Raw genomic sequence first — 18064 nt, forward strand, 5'->3', positions numbered from 1 at the left:
GTGTATCCCGCAATATGGATCGTCAATCAAGGGACTCGGTATCCGCCCCTGCCTGCCTGGGCTTATGGCAGCGGCAGCAGGATGCGGAAATCCGTATATCCAGGCCGGCTCTCGCACTCGATCACGCCCATGTGCTGTTGCACGAAGGTTTGCGCTAGGGTCAAGCCCAGGCCGCTGCCGCCTTCCCTGCCCGACACCAAGGGGTAGAAAATCCGGTCGCGGATCTGGGGTGCGATGCCCGGTCCATTGTCAATGATATGCAAGTCTAATGCCAGCCCGTAACGGACCTTGGCCAAGGTGACTTGCCGGGCTACGCGCGTCTTGAAAACGATCTCCGCATCGCCGTTATCGATGCGGCTGGCGAGCGCCTGCGCCGCGTTGTGGGCGATGTTGAGCACGGTCTGGATCAGCTGCTCCTTGTCGCCGCGGAACTCGGGTATCGAGGCGTCGTAATCGCGCAAGATCGTCAGGCCGGACGGGAACTCGGCCAGCATCAGGCTGCGCACGCGCTCCAGCACTTCGTGGATGTTGACGTCGCCGACGATGTGCGGCCGGCGGTGCGGCGCCAGCAGGCGGTCGACCAGTGTTTGCAGCCGGTCGGCTTCCTTGATGATGACCTGGGTGTACTCGCGCAGCTGGCCCGCGTGCAGCGCTGGCAGCTCCATCTCCAGCAGCTGCGCGGCGCCGCGTATGCCGCCCAGCGGATTCTTGATTTCGTGCGCCAGGTTGCGGATCAGCTCCTTGTTGACCTGGCTCTGGTCGAGGATGCGCTCCTCGCGGTCCAGCTTGAGGTGCTGCAGGTGCTCGCGCAGCTCGATCAGGATATGGCCTGCCGGCTCGTCCAGCACCGAGACGATGCTGTGCACGTGCAGCGCATCGCGTCCGGCCCGCTCCAGCATCAAGTCCTGGCGCAGGTCGGAGAACTTGTGCTCGCGCGCCTGGCTGCAGATGTTGTCGAGCTCGCCCGGGTTGAGGAATTGCGCGCTCAGCGTCTGGCGCGACAGCGCCTTGAGCGAGCTTTCCAGCAGATTTTCTGCGGCGGCGTTGGCGTAGACGATCTGGCCGTCGGCGTCCAGCAGCACCACGGCCGAGGCCAGCAGTTCCAGCCCCGCCAGCGAAGGCAGGCTGTGCCGGCCGGCTTGCTTACTGACTAAAGTCATCGGATATTCGCGATCTCACGTTTTAAGGCTTCCACATTTTTTTCCGAGCGGCTGATGTTGTCGCGCATGCCGGCCACCCGTTCCTGGTACTTGGCGTAGTTGCGTTCATCGCCGCGCCGTTCCGGCTCGCCGTTGTTGAACTCCTTGCGCAACTCGGCCAGCTTCTGCGTTTCGGTTCTCAGCTCGTCCTCCAGGATGCCGCGGCGGTCGGCGTCGCGGGCCCGCTGCTCGGCGCTGTCCACGCGGGGAAAATCCCCCGGCGTGCTGACCGGCGCCGGCACGCCGGGGACGCGCGCGGGCGTGCCCTGGCGGCGCGGCGGCGCCGGCACCACGGTGCCCGGCAAGTCCATCGCCTTGCAGTAGCTACCGCGGTTGATATCGGTGTACTCGATGCTGCCGTTGGGCGTGGTGCACTTGTAGATCTGTGCCTGGGCGGCCGAGCAGCCCAGCAGTGCAAGCAACACCGGCAGCGCGCATCTTTTGAAACGAGTTGTCATTCGTAATCCGTGGTGGAACTATCCATCCCGAATATACAACATCCAAAGAAAAACGCGGGGAAAGCTCTGCTCGCCCCGCGTTTTGTACCGCACTAGCCGCACCGGCGTTGCCGGTGCATGGCTGTTACAGCGAGTAGTACATGTCGAACTCGGCAGGGTGAGTCGTCATGCGCATGCGCTGGACGTCCTGCATTTTCAGTTCGATGTAAGCGTCGATCATGGAATCGCTGAACACGCCGCCACGGGTCAGGAACTCGCGGTCTTTGTTCAGGTTGTCCAGCGCTTCTTCCAGCGACGAGCACACGGTTGGGATCAGTGCGTCTTCTTCCGGCGGCAGGTGGTACAGATCTTTCGATGCTGCTTCGCCCGGGTGGATCTTGTTAGCGATACCGTCCAGACCAGCCATCAACAGCGCTGCGAAGCACAGGTAGACGTTGGCCAGTGGATCCGGGAAGCGGGTTTCGATACGGCGGCCCTTAGGATTGGCCACGTGTGGAATACGGATCGAAGCCGAACGGTTTTTAGCCGAGTACGCCAGTTTGACCGGTGCTTCGAAGCCTGGAACCAGACGCTTGTACGAGTTGGTGCCTGGGTTGGTGATCGCGTTCAGTGCCTTGGCGTGCTTGATGATGCCGCCGATGTAGTACAGCGCGGTGTCGGACAGGCCGGCATAGCCGTCGCCGGCGAACAGGTTGACGCCGTCTTTCCAGATCGACTGGTGCACGTGCATACCGGAACCGTTGTCGCCAACGATAGGCTTAGGCATGAAGGTGGCGGTCTTGCCGTAGCTGTGGGCCACGTTCCAGACCACGTATTTCAGGTTCTGGGTCCAGTCGGCGCGCTCGACCAGGGTCGAGAACTTGGTGCCGATTTCGTTCTGGCCAGCGCCGGCCACTTCGTGGTGGTGCACTTCGACCGGGATGCCCAGCGATTCCAGGATCAGGCACATTTCCGAACGCATGTCCTGGAAGCTGTCCACTGGTGGCACTGGGAAGTAGCCGCCTTTGACGGTAGGACGGTGGCCGGTATTGCCGCCTTCCAGCTTCTCGCCGGTGGTCCACGATGCTTCTTCGGAATCGATCTTGACGAAGCAGCCGGACATGTCGATCTTCCAGCGCACGCTGTCGAAGATGAAGAATTCTGGCTCTGGGCCGAAGTAGGCGGTGTCGCCCATGCCCGACGATTTCAGGTAGGCTTCAGCGCGCTTGGCGATGGAGCGTGGATCGCGGTCGTAGCCCTTGCCGTCGGCAGGCTCGATAACGTCGCACTGCATGAACAGCGTGGTCTCTTCCATGAACGGGTCGATGTTCGCGGTGTTTGGATCCGGCAGCAGTATCATGTCCGATGCTTCGATGCCTTTCCAGCCGGCGATCGAGGAACCGTCGAAGGCGTGGCCCGATTCGAACTTGTCGATGTCGAAGTGCGACACAGGCACGGTGACGTGCTGTTCTTTACCACGGGTGTCGGCGAAACGGAAATCAACGAATTTGACTTCGTTTTCCTGGACCATTTTCAGAACTTCTGCGGCTGTCATTGCCATGCGTATCTCCTAAAGGAATGTGGGGCTCGTGCGCTCTTGGTAAGCAGTATTCGTGCCAGCATAAAACTCATCAGCTTATGTCGATAGCGTCTTTGAACTTGCAGGCAAATGAATCTAAAATTCGCCGTCCAGTCCAAGTGCCACAATATGAGGCAGCTCAATGCCGCACCAACTGAGTGCATGTTCGGGATATTGCACCGTATTTGTGCATTTTTGGAATATTTCCATAAAACGCACGGCTTTGGTGCGCCTGCCTGTGGTGCGCGTGCAGGAAGCCTATAATAAACTCAAACTTATTTCTGGAACATGACATGAGCAAAATAGACGATATTCTGGCGCTGGCGCGCAGCCGCAGCAAAGACTGGCCGTACGCGGGCGCCGTCACGCCCCAGGAAGCCTTTGAACTGATCAGCGCCGACAACGCCATCAAGCTGATCGACGTACGCACCCACGCGGAGCGCGACTGGGTCGGACGGGTGGCGATACCGGAAGCCCAACATGGTGCGGTCCAGTGGACCATCTATCCGGGCGGCGTCGCCAACCACGAGTTCATCGAGGAATTGAATTCGGTGGTGCGCAAGGACCAGGTGATTTTGTTCCTGTGCCGCTCGGGCGTGCGCTCGCGCAACGCGGCCAAGCTGGCGACCGAACACGGCTACAAGCACTGCTACGACATCCTGGAAGGCTTCGAGGGCGACAAGGACGAGCGCGGCCACCGCAAGAACGTCAACGGCTGGTGCAAGGCCGACCTGCCCTGGACCGGCGCCTAGCAGCCGCTACACCGCCACCGCCTCATCCACGGCGGGCGCCGATTCGCCCATCAGGAACTGGATACGCTTGCGCACGAACTGTATGTGGCTGCGCAAGCCGTACAAGCCGTCCGCAAACGACAGCGGGATCGACACCTGGTTGACCAGCTCTTCGATCTCGTTCAGGCGCTGCAGCTGCGCCTCGTACACCTCCATGCGCGAACCTTCCGGCGCATCCTCCACCGCCTGCTCCACCGCGCGCAGCTGGCCATACCAGCGGTACACGCGCGAACGGATGCGCCACACGTACAGCGGCGGCACCACCTTGGACAGCGGCAGTATCAAGGCGCCCAGCGCCACCACCACAACCCACATGCGATCAAAGAAGTTCGCCAGCCAGAACGTCATGTAGCGCTGCAGCAGCGGCGGGCCGCTCTTGTAGTACTTGGCCGCCTCGGCATCGACCGGAATCTCGGTGTACTTGGCCGACGGGAACTGGCCCTGCTGCGAGAACCAGCCCGCGCCGCTGTGGATGCTGCTGGCCGCCTGCACGAACAGGTCGGTCAGCGCCGGATGCAGATCGTCACGCGCCACCAGTGTGGCGGTCGGGGCGATCAGGTTGTAGTCCTCGGCCGGGATGTCGCGGCCCAGGTCGACGATCCCCTGCGGCAGCACCACATGGGTCAGGAAGGGCAGCTTGCGCGCGTAGGCTTCGGCCTGGTTGAAGTTGAACAGCTTGATGCCGGGCGTTTGCAGCAGCATCTGGATCAGCGGCGCTTCCGGCGCCGAGGTGAACACCAGGCCGTCGATGCGGCCTTCCAGCAGCTCCACCGTGGCCGGCGTGTTGGCCAGCGAGAAGCGCTCGACCTCGCCCTTCTCGACGCCGTTCAGTTCCAGCACCTGGCGGAACAGGCGCGGGGCGCCGGCGCCCTTGGGGCCGTAGTTGATCTTCAAGCCTTTCAGCTGGGTCAGCTGGGTGATGGGCGGCTTGCCCTTGGTCTCGCGCAGGAACAGCCACAGCGGTTCGACAAACAGGCTGCCCAGCGAGGTCAGGCCTTCGCGTTCGGCCGCCTCCTCGTTGGTGGAGCCGCTTTGCACGAAGGCGATGTCGACTTCGCCGGCGCGCAGGCGCTTGAGGTTTTCACCGGAGCCGGCGGACGGCACCAGCGTCACCTTGACGCCGTGCTTGGCCAGTGCGGCCGCGTATTTTTTGCCGAATTCCTCGTAGGCGGAATTTTCCTGGCCGGTGGCCAGGCGCACCGTGCGCGGCGGCGCCGGGTCCACCAGCCAGTAAGCCAGCAGGCAGACGCCGGCAATCAGGGCGATGGTGGGTGCGGCGGCGACAAACAAGTCCCGCACTGAGAACTGCGTGAACTTGAGGATTTTGGACATGTGGTGGCGTATCGGTTTCATGGGCTGATACATTGCCAACAAATGAGCAACTATGCAAGGGAAACACGAGCGCGTCGCTCCCGCGCAGGCGGGACGGTCCGCCGATGCGGCCCATAGAACGCTACCTCAGCATGGATCCCCGCTTGCGCGGGGACGACATTCAGCCGCCGCAGGCCTGCAGCGGCGGCGTCACCGCCGCCGTGGTGTTGCCGCCGGTCTTGACGATCACCGGCGGCGTCGCCCCCGGCTTGGCCACCGGATGCGGCTCGATCAGCGGCATCAGGTTGGGCGCCAGCACCACCAGCAGCTGCACCGGCAGTGCGCTGGTGAAGTCATAGTTCTTCGATTCCGGGCCATGCACATAAGCCGTCATCGAACCGAAGAAGCGCTCGCCGATATTGAACACAAACGTCGCCGACCGGTTCACATAGCGCGACTCGATCAAGCGCCCGCCAGCCGCATACACGTCGAAGCGCTGGTCGCCGGTACCGGTCTTGCCGCCCACCGGTATCACCTTGCCATCCGACCCGACGAAGGCCGTGCGCGCCCGCTTGGCCGTGCCGTCCGACACCACGCCGCGTATCGCATCGGCCACCACCCGCGCCACCTCCGGCGACAGCACCTGCTCGTTGGCGGTCGGCTTGCCCTTGGTGACGACCGTTTCATACGGCGTGCCCTCGGCGAAATGCAGCGAGCTGATGCGCTGGCTGCTCTTGCGCACGCCGCCGTTGACGATAATCCCCATCATCTCCGCCAGCGCCGCCGGACGGTCGGCCGACGCGCCCAGCGTGGTCGCATACGACGGCACCAGCGAGTCGAACGGATAACCCATCTTCTTCCACTGCTTGTGGATTTCCATGAAGCCTTCCACCTCGATCAGGCCGGCGATGCGCTTGTCCTGTGCGTGCTTGTGGTGGGTCTTGAACAGCCACTGGTAGACTTCCTGCCGCTCCTGCTCGCTGGCTGCCGTCATCTGCGACAGCGTGGCGCCAGGATGCAGCCGCATATAGGCCGCCATCCACAGTTCCAGCGGGTGCACGCTGGCCAGGTAGCCGCGGTCCGCCAGCGACCACTTGTCGATCGCATACTGATCGTACAGCTTGGCCACGCGCTCTTCCGGCACCTCGTTCTGCGACGGCAGGTTGTCCTTCAGGAAGGCGGCGAACTGCTGCTGGCTGGCCGCCGGGTAGACGGTGCGATGGATCACCGCCAGCCGCACCGGCGTGCTGCGGATGTTCGCCAGCAGCACCTTGTCCAGCTCGGACGCCTGCTTGCCCTTGTACTTGACGTAGAAGCGCGCCAGGAACTCCTTGCCTTCCTTGTCGGCGAAGCGCGCCAGGTATTGCGCGCGGCGCGGATCGTCCGCATCGGCCAGCAGCGACGCCGACGATCCCGGCGACTGGAACATGTAGTACTTGGCGACGTCGCGCATCAAGCGCACGAACACCAGGTTGGTCGAGTGGCGCAGCGCCTCGGTCACGGTCAGGATCTTGCCGTTGTCTTCCTTCGAGAAGTTGCCGAAGTGGTGCAGCCCGCCGCCGGTGAAGAAGCCCTCGCCCGGATTGCCCGAATACTTGCGCTCCATGGCCGCGTTCAACATCGGCGTCAGCTCGCGCCCGCCTTTATCCAAGGGCAGCGCCTTGAAGTAGTCCAGCGCCCATTGCGACAGCTTGTCCTGCGGGTCGACGCGCACATTGCCCAGCGCCGCCGCGTCCATGCCGCCGTACTTGCGGTGCAGCTGGTCGACGATGTCCAGGTAAGTCACCAGCGTGCGCAGCTTGGCGGTCGAGCCCAGGTCCAGCTTGGCGCCTTCGTTGATGTCCAGCGGCTGGTCGAAGTTATCGGTCTGCAGACGCAGCAGATTGTTCTGCTCGCCCTTCTCCAGCAAGGTGAAGCTGTACACCACATTGGCCGGATCGCCGTTGCCCAGCATGCCTTTGCCGGTCAGGCCGGCGGCCTTGGCCTTCTCGGGATCGCGCAGGTCGCGCAGCACTTGCGTGACCGCGGTCTGGGCTTGCGCGTCCAGCGTGCTGACCACGCTCAGGTCGAGCCGGTCCAGGTTGTACATGCGGTTGTCGCCCAGCAGGTTGGCCAGGTGGTTGCGGATCGCGTTGGACGCCTTGCGCGTGACGAAGGTCATCGCCGGCGCCGACTCCAGGCCATTGCCGGTGGCCGGATGCAGCTTCTGCTGCAAAGCCATGTCGCGCATGGCCGGCGTGATGACGCCGTCCTGCGCCAGGATGCGCAGATGGCTGTTGGCCAGCACTTCCAGGTCGGCCGCGCCGTTGCCCAGGTAATAGCTCGGACGGCGTTGCGCAATCATCAGGCTCAGCGCTTCCTTGTAGGTCAGCGCGGTTTCCGCATCCGGGTTGTCGAGCTTGCCGCCCAGCAGGCGGTTGAAGTCGGCGAAGCTGCGGCCATACCACACCCACATGCCGTCGCCGATGCCGTTGACCTCGCCGTAGCCGGGCTTGGCCGACAGCGGCACCGTGTTCAGGTAGTCGAGCACGATGCGGCGGCGGGCCTTGGTGGTGTCCGGGCCGTCCTGGTAGGAACGCAGGCTGGCCGACACCATCTGCTGCAGCTTGTCCTTCATCGAACCGGTGCGGCCTTCCGGCGAATGGCGGTATTTCTCGATCTGCGTGGCCAGCGTGCTGCCGCCCGCCGCGCGATGGCCACCGCCGGCAACCGAGTTGACGCTCTTTTCAATCACGGCCTTGCCCAGCCGGTCCCATTCGACGGCGGGATTGCGGGTCGGGTACTTGGTGTCGAGCAGCTCGCGGTTTTCGATGAACAGCAGGCTGTTAATCAAGGCCATCGGCGCTTGCTCGAACTTGTTGTAGATACGCTCGGGATAGCTGGCGGCAAACAGTTGCTGCGCGCGGCAATCGTAGATCGTCAAACCGGTCTTGGTCTTCTCGCGGTAGGTGGCGAACACGCCCATGTCGGCCAGCTCGGCCATCTTCGGCGAGATGCGCACCTGGGCGCTGACCTGATAGTCGCGCGCGCTCAGCTTGCCCAGATAGTCCGGCAGGCCGGCGTAGCCGAGCCGCTCGTCGTACGGGCTGTCTTTCGGGAAGCGGATAGCCTTGCTGGCGCCCGGCTCCATCTTGTAGGTCATCTTGCCGACCAGGTCGGTGAAGATGCGCGCCTGCATGCTGGAGGTGCGGGTTTCCTGCACGCCCCAGTAGACCGCGAACGACAGGCCGACCAGCAGCACCAGCAGGAAAGCATTGCGCGAGCGCTTGCTCTTCGGCGGCAACGCAGGCGGAGGCGGGTCCATCTGGGCCTGGGCCAGATGCGCTTCGGTTTGCTCGGGAGTGGGCGGCGGCACGACACGCAAGTGCCGGGTGCGACGATAGCCAAATGCTGCGGCGCCTGCGCGCAATTTGCGCACTGCGCGAACAACAATACGGGGCCGGCGGAAACGACGATTGCTTAACATATGATTCAAACCGGTCAGCTGTTTCAGTAAAACTTACTCGAATGTATGCACTACATTGCTAGCTTCCATTGCACCACATCGGCGAGGTGCGAACCGGCGCGGAGGCAGAATAATTTTACCGCGCCGTTTGTTTTTCGCAAAAAAACAACGGCGCTCTTCCGCAGGGAAGAACGCCGTTTCACAGCGTTTGATAACAGTGTGGCACTAAGTGTTGCTGAACTCTACACGGAGCTTCTTGAGCTCAGCGCACAATTGGATAAACGCAGTGGCTGTCTGGACCGCTTCGCCTTTGACACCGAGTTCGATGTGGCGGCGCGTGTTGGCATCGCCCACGCTCGGCAGGCTGAATACCTTCACGCGCGGGAACTGTGCTTCCAGCTCCACCATCAACGGCGTCAGCGCCGATTCGGCGGTCTCGTACACCAGCACAGACTGCTCCAGGCGCGGCTCGCGGTTGAACAGGTCGGCGTAGTTGTGGTCGAGCACCCACTCGATCATCGGCCAGGCCATCACCGGGAAGCCTGGCACGAAGTAATGCTTGTGCAGCGAGAAACCGGCAATGTTGTTGTACGGGTTAGGAATCAGCGCCGCGCCCTGGGCGAATTCGGCCATCTTCAGGCGGTGCAGGTTCTCGGCCGAATTCAGGTCGACTTCCTGGCCGGCATCCCGGCCCATTTGCAGGATGCGCTGCTGGATGTTGATCTTGCCCTGTTCGTGCATCACCAGGGGCAGGCCCAGCGCGTTGGCGGCGGCCAGGCGCGTGTGGTCGTCCGGCGTGGCGCCGATGCCGCCGCAGCAGAACACGATGTCGTCGCTGGCGAAGGTGCGCTTGAGCGTGGCGGTGATGCGCTCGGGATCGTCGGCCAGGACTTCGGCCCAGTTCAGTTGCAGGCCGCGTGCCGCCAGCAGCTGCACGACTTTGGGGAAGTGCTGGTCGACGCGCCTGCCGGACAGGATTTCGTCGCCGATGATGATGAGACCGATCGTCATGATTGCCCGCTTTCTTCAATGGTGGTGACAACAACGGCCGCGGCGCGCAAGCGCGCCAGCGCATCGAGACAATAATACGCAAACCACAAGCCGGTGAAGATAAAAATCAGCACATACAGCCAGATCGACGCCGCCGCCAGGAAGGGGAACAGCACCACCGCCATCACGGTGCCGCCCAGCCAGATCGCGCCCGGCACGGCGCCGGCCGCGCCGGAGATCACGCCGATCGCCAGCAGGCGCCAGCGGTGCTCGGCCAGGATCTGGCGGCGCTCCTCGGCGCTGGCGTAATCGGCCAGCGCATCGTAGACCATCACGCGGCAGGTCAGCCAGCCCCACAGCAGCGCCTGCACGATGACCGCCAGCGGCGGGAAGAAGTACAGCGGCAGCGTCACGATCCACAGGCCGATGAAGATCGCCATGCCGCCCAGCGCGGTCACGGCGCTGCCCAGCAGGCTGCCGCCCTTGCGCTGCTCCAGCTGCGGATAGTGGCGCAGGCCGACGTGGCGGCCGATCAGCGGCATTGCGATCACGCCGATGAAGATCAGCGCGGTCAAGATCATCAGTGGCAGGAACAGCAGCATCGCGATCAGCGGCGGCATCACGGTCTTCAGGAAGGCCAGCCCCAGCGACGCCAGCAGATTGCCGGCCGGCGTGAACAGATTGTGCTCGGCGAACTGCGCGTGCACGTAGTCGATCAGCGGTTGCAGCCAGAAATACAGCGCCACGGCCCACACGCCGACCGCCAGCAGGAAGGGAGCCAGGCTCATCGCCAGCATCTTGCCATGCCATTGAGACAGGAAGGCCCGGCCCCAGGAGCGTATCACCTGATTCATCAGACCACATCCTTGCGTGCGTATTCCACCATGCGCTTCAGGCCCAGCCACTGCTGCGCCCAGAAGCCCCGGCCGTACTCGCGGCCCGGCGTGACCACGCCGCGCTCATCGGTCTGCGGCAGCTGGTCGCGGATGCCGGTGGCGACGAACTGCGGCGTGAAATTGGCGGTGCGGAAAATGATGTCCCAAATCGGCAGCAGCACGGCGAAATTGCAGCCGCCCAGCGTGCCCTTGCCGTGCGACTCGTGGCCGACGCCGATCGCGTGATGCATGCGGTGGTAGCGCGGCGACACCAGCAGCCATTCGCCGACGCGGCCGAAGTGGATGCGGACATTGGCGTGCTGCAGGCTTTGCAGGATGCGCGAGACCGACACCAGCATCACGTACTGAGCCGGCTCGACGCCGATGCACAGCGCGATCACGCCCATGTAGACGTCGCGCAGCAGGTCGTCGAGCAGGTGGTTGCGGTTGTCGCTCCACAGGTTCATATTCTGCTGGCTGTGGTGCAGGCCGTGCAGCCCCCACCACCAGTTGAACTGGTGCGAGGCGCGGTGGTACCAGTAATCGAAGAAGTCCAGCACCACGAAGTAGACCATGAAGCTGCCCAGCGGACTAATGCCCGGCATCAGGGTTTCGAGGTTGAGCGGGTGGAAGCTTTCAAAGCGCAGCATGGCGGCCACGCTGTCCATCAGCGGATCGAGCGTGAAGAAGATCAGCACCGAGAACAGGCCGATGCGGTGCAGCACGGTGTAGATGAAGTCGTTCCAGCGGGCGCGCGGGTCGGTGATCTTGTGCACCGGGATCATCGCCTCCAGCGGGCGCAGCACCAGGAACAGCAGCGTCAGCTCCAGCATGCCGATCAGCAGCCATTCGGTGCCTTCGAAGGCTTCCTCGATGAATTCGCCGCAGCCGAGCTGGAACACCAGCGGCTGTATCACTGTCTCGAACAACCAGCCTTGGGCCGCGCCCAGCCAGTCGGAAATTAATTGCATCATGGGTGTTTCGAACTCGGCTTGAACTGTGAAAGATAGTCGGGGTGCTCGCGCAGCGTGGCGAAGCAATAGCCCTTCTGCTCCAGGCCGCTGATCAGCGGCTCCAGGTTGGCCGGCGCCCACGCCTCCTTGCGCGACCAGATGCCCATGTGGGCGACGAAGATGTCGCCATCGCGCAGGTCACGCAGCGACTTTTGTAACAATACCGCATTCGGGTAGGCAGTGCTGGAGAGCTCGTCGCCGGAGAAACCGGCCGGCGCCCAGCCCACGTGGGCGTAGCCGCAGGCCTGCGCCGCCGCCAGCGTGCGCGGCGTGGTGCGGCCGGCCGGCGCGCGCCAGATCGGATCGAGGTGCTTGCCGGTCAGCTCGACGAAGCGCTGGTCGACCCGCTTGATCTCTTCGCAATACTGCGCGGGGGTCAGGGAAATGATTTTGCCGGCGTGTGCGCCGAAACCTGGCTTGACCAGGATCGTACCATTGGCGCCGTCCTTGGCCAGCACGTCGTGGTCGAAGGTGTGGGAGCCGACCGCATGACCTTCGGCCACGCGGGCCTTCCAGTAGGCCGACCAGGACGGATCCAGCGAATAATCGCCGTTGACGGTTTTCTCGTTGGCCAGGAAGAAGGTGGCCTTGATCTTGTGGCGGTTCAGCGTGTCGGCGATCAGGCCGGCCTGGGATTGGCTGCCGGTGTCGAAGGTCAGGTAGATGGTGCCCTTGCAGGCGCTGTGGTGCAGCAAGGCCGGCTGCGGCTTGGCGCCGGCCGTCGCGGCTGCGGTTGCCGATGCTACCACCGCAGCAGCAGATGCTGGCGGCGCTGCAACTGCCGCCGTTGCGGACGCTGCCGCCGACGCCGCAGGTGCTGCGGCCGCCGCAGCTGCGGCGATGCCGGCGGCCTTGGCTTCGGCCGCGCGTCGCGCCGGGCCGTTCAGGCTGCGGGCGTGGGCGTTGGCGGCGCGGGCGGCGTCGTTGAGCTCGCGCGCGCCGTCGTTGGCGCCGGCCTGGCCGGCAGCCGACATCGCCGGCGAAGCCGCCAGCGCCAGCACGGTCAGGGCGGCGGCGGCCTTCATTACATGCGCTGGGCGGAGTTGAAGAAGAACACCCCGTGCGGCGAGCGCCCCACCGGTATCAGCTTGGTCACCTTGCGGGTGGCCAGGTCGATCACGGCCACCTTCTTGATCCAGCGCAGAGTTACCCACATGGTTTTGCCGTCGGCGGTCACTTCCATGCAATCCGGGCCGCCCGGAACATTGATCTGGCCGACGTTTTCCAGCGTCTTCTGGTCGATGATGTTAATCGAGTTCGACACCCGGTTCGACACATAGGTGTAGCGGCCATCGCCGGCGGCGCGGAAGTTGTGCGCGCCCTGGCCGGTCTTGATGCGCTTGACGGTTTTCTGGGTTTTCCAGTCGATCACTTCGACGTAGTCGCTGCCCATGATGCCGACCAGCAGGTACTTGTCGTCCGGCGTCATGGCGATACCCGCCGGCAGTTTGCCGACCGACATGGTCCACTTCAGCGTTTGCGTGCTCAGGTCGATGGCGCTGACCTGGTCGCTGCCCTGCTGGGTGATGAACACCATATTGCTGGCGGCGTTGAAGGCCATGTGGCTGGGCAGCTTGGCCAGCGGGATGCGCTTGGCCAGCGTCAGGCTGGCGCCGTCGTACTTGTACAGATCGACGCGGTCCAGGCGCAGCGAGTTCGACACGAACCACTTCTGGTCCGGCGAGAAGCCGATCTGGTACGGGTCGAGGATGTCCTTGATGGTGCGCTGAACCTGGCCGGTCTTCGGATCCAGGAAGATCAGCTCATTGCCCACCGAGCTGGCGACGATCAGGGATTTGTTATCCGGGGTCGACATCAGGTGGTGCGGCTCTTTGCCGACCGGGATGGTGGACAGGTCTTTGTAAGTATCCTGGTCCAGCAGCTGCACGGTGGCGTCGCGCGAGTTGAGCACAACCACTACGTTCGCCTGCGCGCTGCCGATGGCAGTGACGGCGCAGACACAGGAAAGCACGATACGGCGGAAACTACAGAGCATGAAAAAATCGCTTGAAAGAGCAAAACGTTTATTTTACGTGCAAACTGCGCCGGGACGAGACAAATGCCGTAATTATTCCTTCGCCCGGGCGCCCTGCTACAATTCGAGGCTGTCTTTAACGTATCCATAGAAGGAAAATCATGTCCACCATCACCACCGAATCCGGTCTGCAATACATCGAACTGACCGTGGGCGAAGGCGCCGAAGCCAAAGCCGGCCAGAACGTCACCGTGCACTACACCGGCTGGCTGCGCAACGACGACGGCACCAAGGGTCCGAAGTTCGACTCCAGCAAAGACCGCAACGATCCTTTCGAATTCGCCCTGGGCGCCGGCATGGTGATCCGCGGCTGGGATGAAGGCGTACAAGGCATGAAGGTCGGCGGCGCGCGCCAGTTGATCATCCCTGCCGACCTGGGCTACGGCTCGCGCGGCGCCGGCGGCGTGATCCCGCCGAACGCCACGCTGATCTTCGACGTCGAACTGCTGGGCGTTTAAGCCCCACCGCCACCGTCATTCCCGCGCAGGCGGGAATCTATGCCGAGTATGGATTCCCGCTTGCGCGGGAATGACGGCGGTCAGCGCTGCCAGTTGCGGCGCAAAGCTTCCAGCTCCGTTCGCGTGTCGAGCATGCCGCCGACGATGCGCTGGTCTATCGCTTCCAGCAGCGCCGTCGGCATTTCGGTGCCGGCCATCCGGTAGGCGCCCATCGTCGGCACCGGCCGCGCGTTCTGCACCAGCACCGGTATCCGCCATTCATCGCCCACGCGGCAAGCTATTCCCACCAGATCCTGGCTCAGGCCGACCAGCGTGAAGCTGCGGCAATAGCCGCCCTCGTTCGACAGAAAACTCAAGCCCACCCGCACCTCGCCCTCCGACGGCGCGGCGCCGCCCATCTGCTGGCTCAGCGCGCCATCCAGCCGGCCCTGTGCGATCAGCATGCCGTTGCGGCTGGCCACCGTGGTCGGCGCGACGGGCGCATCGCCGAACCAGCCCGGCTGCCAGCGTCCCAGGCCGAACTTGCCGGCCGCCAGACCCAGCACCATCACCAGCATCAGCGCGCTCCATTCCAGCCAGCCCCATTGCCGCTTGGCGGCCTTGCGCGCGGCCTGCTGCTGCGCGGCGCGCTGCGCCCGCACGGCGGCCAGCTGCACCACGTTGGCGCCCTGGCGCGGATGGCCGCCCAGCTCCAGACCGGGCTGCGCGTGCCCGGCATAGCGCTCGTCGCGCGCGGCGCGCAGCCGCTCGACGCGGCGGCCGATGCTGCTGTCGCGGCGCATGGCGGACTCGACGGAACGACGGGTGGCGTCGTCCAGATCGCCGTCGGCGTATGCAATCAGTGTCTCGTCTGAAAAGGTCATAATTCCCGTCCGTGGTCGTTCCATCATAAACCTTTTTACGGCGCGTGGCGGCATCGCGCGCACCGCATAACACCAGTAAACACGGGGGTTTTATTGCAGTGCAGCGTGGCGCGGCAGCTACTGTAAGGGCTACTTCGTACAGAAACCATTACATTTGACAATATTTATGCTAATCTGCGCGCTCTAATAACCAAGGAGGTAGTAATGAAAAAAGGCGAATTGATTGCAGAATTTGCGAAACGCACTGAAGTGTCCGCTGCTGCCGCCAACGGTGCAGTGAATACTCTGATCGCCATCATCACCGAGCGTCTGAAAAAAGGCGACACGGTAGGCATCACCGGCTTCGGCACCTTCTCCGTGGCGAAACGCGCTGCCCGTAAAGGCCGCAATCCTGCAACCGGCGAAGCGATCAAGATCGCCGCGTCGAAAACTCCTAAATTCTCGGCTGGCGCCACCCTGAAATCGGCCGTCAACCCGACCAAGAAGAAGTAAGCAGGCCAGCACGCGGCGTTCGCGCCGCAGTGTCAGTGCCCGCGAGGGCACCGGAAACGGCGGTGCATGCCATGTCCTCGGACTGGCATGCCCGCCGTTCTGTTTTTGAGGAGTCCCTCTAGCCGTTTTTGCGGTGGCTGCGGGTATGATGACGCGTACCCCATTCCACACACGAGGAGAAGTGATGAGTTTAGAAGAGCAATTCGCGCAAGCCCAGCTCGATTCCAAGAATCTGCCTGAGCGTCCGGACAACATGACGCTGCTGAAGATCTATGCGCTGTTCAAGCAAGGCTCGGCGGGCGACGCCACCGGCGACCGTCCCGGCATGACCGACTTCGTCGGCCGCGCCAAGTTCGACGCCTGGGCCGCCCTGCAAGGCACCTCGCTGGACGAAGCCAAGCAGCAGTACATCGACCTGATCGAAGGCCTGAAGTAAGCTTCGCCCCTTATGCGCCCGTGAACACGCGGCGCATTTTATCGGCCACCTTGGCCTCGATCTGCGAGGCAAACGCGCCGAACAGGAAGCCCAGTTCGATATGCAACCGGGCCTCTTCCGGAAGCAAACTCAGCGACCCACTGACGCCGCTGCGCTCGAAACGCAGCACATCGCCGTCCCAGACACATTCCAAATCAAATTGCTCGGCCAGCTTGTCGGCCACTTGCTGCGCGGCCGCGCGGGCCGCTTCCGGCGCCAGGTGGTGGGCCTGGGCGATGTTGATATCTGCCATCCGGCATCCTCGGTAATCAAAAAAGCGCCATGATGCCAGTTGCGCCGCGGCTGCGCCAGCCCGGCCGCGCCGGAGCCCGGCGGCCTCCCGCCCAGCACCGGAACGAATTTGCTTATATGTATTGTATATAAGCGCAATTTGTGAGAAATAGCGAATTACCTTAAAATACAGTGCTTTGCTGAGGTTAGCCGGGCCATCCCACCGCCGCCGACGCCGCTGCACACCAACATTGATAGGACTGTTATGACCCACGTTGTCACCGAATCTTGCATCAGCTGCCGCTACACGGACTGCGTCGATGTTTGCCCGGTAGATTGTTTCCGCCAAGGCCCGAACTTCCTCGCCATCGATCCCGACGAGTGCATCGACTGCGCCGTCTGCGTGGCCGAGTGCCCGGTCAACGCGATTTTCGCCGAAGAAGATGTGCCGGGCGACCAGCAGCAATTCATCAAGATCAACGTCGACCTCGCCCGCAACTGGCCTTCGATCACCAAGACTATCCCTCCGCTGGCGGAAGCGGATCAGTTCAAGGACGTCAAAGAAAAACTGCACCTGCTGGTACGCTAAGACACCGTCTGGCGAGGCAGCAAAGGGGCAGCGCCTTCCGCGTCCGCTGGCGACAGCCGGCGCGCAGCCTCGTGTTGCCTAACCATTACTGAAATAACAGGAACCCACGTATGAATAGCACTGTCACTCCTCCTGGCGTCATCGAAGCCGATGCCGTCATCATCGGCGCCGGCCCGGTCGGCCTGTTCCAGGTCTTCGAACTCGGCCTGCTGGAAATCAAAGCCCACGTGATCGATTCGCTGGGCGCGGTGGGCGGACAGTGCGTGGAACTGTATCCGGACAAGCCGATCTACGACATCCCGGCCGTGCCGTCGTGCACCGGCCAGGAATTGACCGACAACCTGCTCAAGCAGATCGAACCGTTCGAGCCGACTTTCCACCTGGGCCAGGAAGTGACCCGTGTCGAGCGCCGCGACGACGGCCGTTTCGACGTCGAAACCAGCACCGGCACCCGCTTCATCACCAAGACCATCTTCATCGCGGCCGGCGTCGGCTCCTTCCAGGCGCGCACGCTGAAGGTCGACGGCATCGAAGTGTTCGAAGGCTCGCAACTGCACTACAAGGTCAAGGACCCTGCCCTGTTCGAAGGCAAGAACCTGGTCATCTGCGGCGGCGGCGACTCCGCGCTGGACTGGGCGCTGAACTTCGTCGGCAAGGCTGAATCGGTCGTGCTGCTGCACCGCCGCGAAGACTTCCGCGCCGCGCCGGCTTCGGTCGCCAAGATGAAAGCCTTGTGCGATGAATACGAGATGCAGCTGATCATCGGCCAGGCCACCGGCCATGAAGTCGATGCCGACGGCAAGCTGTCGCAGCTGAAAGTGACCGGCGCCGACGGCGTCACCCGCCGCGTGCCGCTGGACATGCTGCTGGTGTTCTTCGGCCTGTCGCCGAAGCTGGGCCCGATCGCCGAATGGGGCCTGGACATCGAGCGCCGCCAGCTGAAGGTGCAGAACACGGAAAAGTTCGAGACCAACGTGCCGGGCATCTTCGCCGTGGGCGACATCAACACCTATCCGGGCAAGAAAAAGCTGATCCTGTCGGGCTTCCACGAAGCCGCGCTGGCCGCCTTCGGCGCCGCGCCTTACATCTTCCCGGACAAGAAGATCCACATGCAGTACACCACCACTTCGCCGAAGCTGCACAAGGTGCTCGGCGTCGAGACTCCGGTCTTCGATTAAGTGCGGTAAGCAACTGTCCTACACAAAAGCAGCGGAAACGCTGCTTTTTTTATTGGTTCGGCAGTATTATTATTTGACCACGGCCGCATTGTGGATAATACGT

Annotated in this window: 18 protein-coding genes; 6 read left to right on the forward strand and 12 right to left on the reverse strand. The window is 63.1% G+C overall.

Features of this window, described 5'->3' with window-relative positions; genetic code table 11:
- Nucleotides 1-62: 62 nt before the first annotated feature.
- The 3 genes from glnL to glnA all read right to left on the reverse strand — a co-directional run bounded on the left by glnL (nucleotide 63) and on the right by glnA (nucleotide 3197).
- On the reverse strand, nucleotides 63-1160 hold the full coding sequence (gene glnL / locus GEV01_RS12860) for a nitrogen regulation protein NR(II) (RefSeq protein ID WP_152804829.1): 1098 nt from the start codon (nucleotides 1158-1160) through the stop codon (nucleotides 63-65).
- Nucleotides 1157-1657, reverse strand: a complete 501-nt coding sequence (locus GEV01_RS12865) for a DUF4124 domain-containing protein (RefSeq protein WP_152804831.1) — start codon at nucleotides 1655-1657, stop codon at nucleotides 1157-1159. The genes glnL and GEV01_RS12865 overlap by 4 nt, the downstream gene beginning before the upstream one ends.
- A 124-nt stretch (nucleotides 1658-1781) precedes the next feature.
- Entirely contained in the window at nucleotides 1782-3197 is a 1416-nt protein-coding gene (gene glnA / locus GEV01_RS12870; protein WP_008445691.1) for a type I glutamate--ammonia ligase, read from the reverse strand.
- A 311-nt stretch (nucleotides 3198-3508) separates the two neighbouring features.
- Here glnA and GEV01_RS12875 point away from each other — a divergent pair, with 311 nt between their 5' ends.
- A complete protein-coding gene (locus GEV01_RS12875; RefSeq protein ID WP_152804833.1) occupies nucleotides 3509-3967 on the forward strand; it encodes a rhodanese-like domain-containing protein in 459 nt (152 codons plus the stop codon).
- A 6-nt stretch (nucleotides 3968-3973) separates the two neighbouring features.
- Here the strand turns inward: GEV01_RS12875 and GEV01_RS12880 are convergent, their stop codons facing one another.
- The 7 genes from GEV01_RS12880 to GEV01_RS12910 all read right to left on the reverse strand — a co-directional run bounded on the left by GEV01_RS12880 (nucleotide 3974) and on the right by GEV01_RS12910 (nucleotide 13636).
- Nucleotides 3974-5338: a TAXI family TRAP transporter solute-binding subunit gene (locus GEV01_RS12880; protein WP_152804835.1), complete on the reverse strand. Its 1365-nt coding sequence runs from the start codon at nucleotides 5336-5338 to the stop codon at nucleotides 3974-3976.
- A 160-nt stretch (nucleotides 5339-5498) separates the two neighbouring features.
- Nucleotides 5499-8621 (reverse strand): transglycosylase domain-containing protein, encoded by a 3123-nt coding sequence (locus tag GEV01_RS12885; RefSeq protein WP_152805696.1) that lies wholly within the window; start codon nucleotides 8619-8621, stop codon nucleotides 5499-5501.
- A 366-nt stretch (nucleotides 8622-8987) separates the two neighbouring features.
- Nucleotides 8988-9773 (reverse strand): competence/damage-inducible protein A, encoded by a 786-nt coding sequence (locus GEV01_RS12890; protein ID WP_152804837.1) that lies wholly within the window; start codon nucleotides 9771-9773, stop codon nucleotides 8988-8990.
- The gene (locus GEV01_RS12895; protein WP_152804839.1) at nucleotides 9770-10606 is read right to left on the reverse strand and encodes an EI24 domain-containing protein; all 837 of its coding nucleotides are present in this window, start codon (nucleotides 10604-10606) and stop codon (nucleotides 9770-9772) included. Before GEV01_RS12895 ends, GEV01_RS12890 begins: the two co-directional genes overlap by 4 nt.
- Entirely contained in the window at nucleotides 10606-11601 is a 996-nt protein-coding gene (locus tag GEV01_RS12900) for a sterol desaturase family protein (protein WP_152804840.1), read from the reverse strand. The genes GEV01_RS12895 and GEV01_RS12900 overlap by 1 nt, the downstream gene beginning before the upstream one ends.
- Nucleotides 11598-12389 (reverse strand): polysaccharide deacetylase family protein, encoded by a 792-nt coding sequence (locus GEV01_RS12905; protein WP_328595526.1) that lies wholly within the window; start codon nucleotides 12387-12389, stop codon nucleotides 11598-11600. The genes GEV01_RS12900 and GEV01_RS12905 overlap by 4 nt, the downstream gene beginning before the upstream one ends.
- A gap of 275 nt (nucleotides 12390-12664) precedes the next feature.
- The gene (locus tag GEV01_RS12910; protein ID WP_152804844.1) at nucleotides 12665-13636 is read right to left on the reverse strand and encodes a YVTN family beta-propeller repeat protein; all 972 of its coding nucleotides are present in this window, start codon (nucleotides 13634-13636) and stop codon (nucleotides 12665-12667) included.
- Nucleotides 13637-13776: 140 nt separating this feature from the next.
- Between GEV01_RS12910 and GEV01_RS12915 the strand changes: the two genes are divergently transcribed.
- On the forward strand, nucleotides 13777-14133 hold the full coding sequence (locus tag GEV01_RS12915; protein WP_008445680.1) for an FKBP-type peptidyl-prolyl cis-trans isomerase: 357 nt from the start codon (nucleotides 13777-13779) through the stop codon (nucleotides 14131-14133).
- A gap of 80 nt (nucleotides 14134-14213) precedes the next feature.
- Here the strand turns inward: GEV01_RS12915 and GEV01_RS12920 are convergent, their stop codons facing one another.
- A complete protein-coding gene (locus tag GEV01_RS12920; protein WP_152804846.1) occupies nucleotides 14214-14996 on the reverse strand; it encodes an anti-sigma factor in 783 nt (260 codons plus the stop codon).
- A gap of 186 nt (nucleotides 14997-15182) precedes the next feature.
- Here GEV01_RS12920 and GEV01_RS12925 point away from each other — a divergent pair, with 186 nt between their 5' ends.
- Together GEV01_RS12925 and GEV01_RS12930 are read left to right on the forward strand one after the other, a co-directional pair.
- Entirely contained in the window at nucleotides 15183-15488 is a 306-nt protein-coding gene (locus GEV01_RS12925) for an HU family DNA-binding protein (RefSeq protein WP_328595527.1), read from the forward strand.
- Between the two features lie 184 nt (nucleotides 15489-15672).
- Nucleotides 15673-15924: an acyl-CoA-binding protein gene (locus tag GEV01_RS12930; RefSeq protein ID WP_008445674.1), complete on the forward strand. Its 252-nt coding sequence runs from the start codon at nucleotides 15673-15675 to the stop codon at nucleotides 15922-15924.
- A gap of 10 nt (nucleotides 15925-15934) precedes the next feature.
- On the opposite strand, the gene GEV01_RS12935 is transcribed toward GEV01_RS12930, so the two are convergent.
- On the reverse strand, nucleotides 15935-16216 hold the full coding sequence (locus tag GEV01_RS12935; protein WP_008445672.1) for a polyhydroxyalkanoic acid system family protein: 282 nt from the start codon (nucleotides 16214-16216) through the stop codon (nucleotides 15935-15937).
- A 243-nt stretch (nucleotides 16217-16459) separates the two neighbouring features.
- Between GEV01_RS12935 and fdxA the strand changes: the two genes are divergently transcribed.
- Nucleotides 16460-16783 carry a ferredoxin FdxA gene (gene fdxA / locus GEV01_RS12940; protein WP_152804848.1) on the forward strand — a complete coding sequence of 108 codons (324 nt, stop codon included), beginning with the start codon at nucleotides 16460-16462 and terminating at the stop codon, nucleotides 16781-16783.
- Nucleotides 16784-16893: 110 nt separating this feature from the next.
- Nucleotides 16894-17961, forward strand: a complete 1068-nt coding sequence (locus GEV01_RS12945) for an NAD(P)/FAD-dependent oxidoreductase (protein WP_152804851.1) — start codon at nucleotides 16894-16896, stop codon at nucleotides 17959-17961.
- Nucleotides 17962-18064: the final 103 nt, after the last annotated feature.

The organism is Rugamonas rivuli (assembly GCF_009380165.1).
Lineage (GTDB): Bacteria > Pseudomonadota > Gammaproteobacteria > Burkholderiales > Burkholderiaceae_D > Rugamonas > Rugamonas rivuli.

Coding starts and splice junctions, on each gene's coding strand:
- GEV01_RS12885 (WP_152805696.1), bottom strand. CDS start 8,621: ATGGACCCGCCTCCGCCTGCGTTGCCGCCGAAGAGCAAGCGCTCGCGC.
- fdxA (WP_152804848.1), top strand. CDS start 16,460: ATGACCCACGTTGTCACCGAATCTTGCATCAGCTGCCGCTACACGGAC.
- GEV01_RS12880 (WP_152804835.1), bottom strand. CDS start 5,338: ATGTCCAAAATCCTCAAGTTCACGCAGTTCTCAGTGCGGGACTTGTTT.
- GEV01_RS12875 (WP_152804833.1), top strand. CDS start 3,509: ATGAGCAAAATAGACGATATTCTGGCGCTGGCGCGCAGCCGCAGCAAA.
- GEV01_RS12930 (WP_008445674.1), top strand. CDS start 15,673: ATGAGTTTAGAAGAGCAATTCGCGCAAGCCCAGCTCGATTCCAAGAAT.
- GEV01_RS12900 (WP_152804840.1), bottom strand. CDS start 11,601: ATGATGCAATTAATTTCCGACTGGCTGGGCGCGGCCCAAGGCTGGTTG.
- glnA (WP_008445691.1), bottom strand. CDS start 3,197: ATGGCAATGACAGCCGCAGAAGTTCTGAAAATGGTCCAGGAAAACGAA.
- GEV01_RS12895 (WP_152804839.1), bottom strand. CDS start 10,606: ATGAATCAGGTGATACGCTCCTGGGGCCGGGCCTTCCTGTCTCAATGG.
- GEV01_RS12865 (WP_152804831.1), bottom strand. CDS start 1,657: ATGACAACTCGTTTCAAAAGATGCGCGCTGCCGGTGTTGCTTGCACTG.
- GEV01_RS12935 (WP_008445672.1), bottom strand. CDS start 16,216: ATGGCAGATATCAACATCGCCCAGGCCCACCACCTGGCGCCGGAAGCG.
- GEV01_RS12910 (WP_152804844.1), bottom strand. CDS start 13,636: ATGCTCTGTAGTTTCCGCCGTATCGTGCTTTCCTGTGTCTGCGCCGTC.
- GEV01_RS12890 (WP_152804837.1), bottom strand. CDS start 9,773: ATGACGATCGGTCTCATCATCATCGGCGACGAAATCCTGTCCGGCAGG.
- GEV01_RS12915 (WP_008445680.1), top strand. CDS start 13,777: ATGTCCACCATCACCACCGAATCCGGTCTGCAATACATCGAACTGACC.
- glnL (WP_152804829.1), bottom strand. CDS start 1,160: ATGACTTTAGTCAGTAAGCAAGCCGGCCGGCACAGCCTGCCTTCGCTG.
- GEV01_RS12920 (WP_152804846.1), bottom strand. CDS start 14,996: ATGACCTTTTCAGACGAGACACTGATTGCATACGCCGACGGCGATCTG.
- GEV01_RS12945 (WP_152804851.1), top strand. CDS start 16,894: ATGAATAGCACTGTCACTCCTCCTGGCGTCATCGAAGCCGATGCCGTC.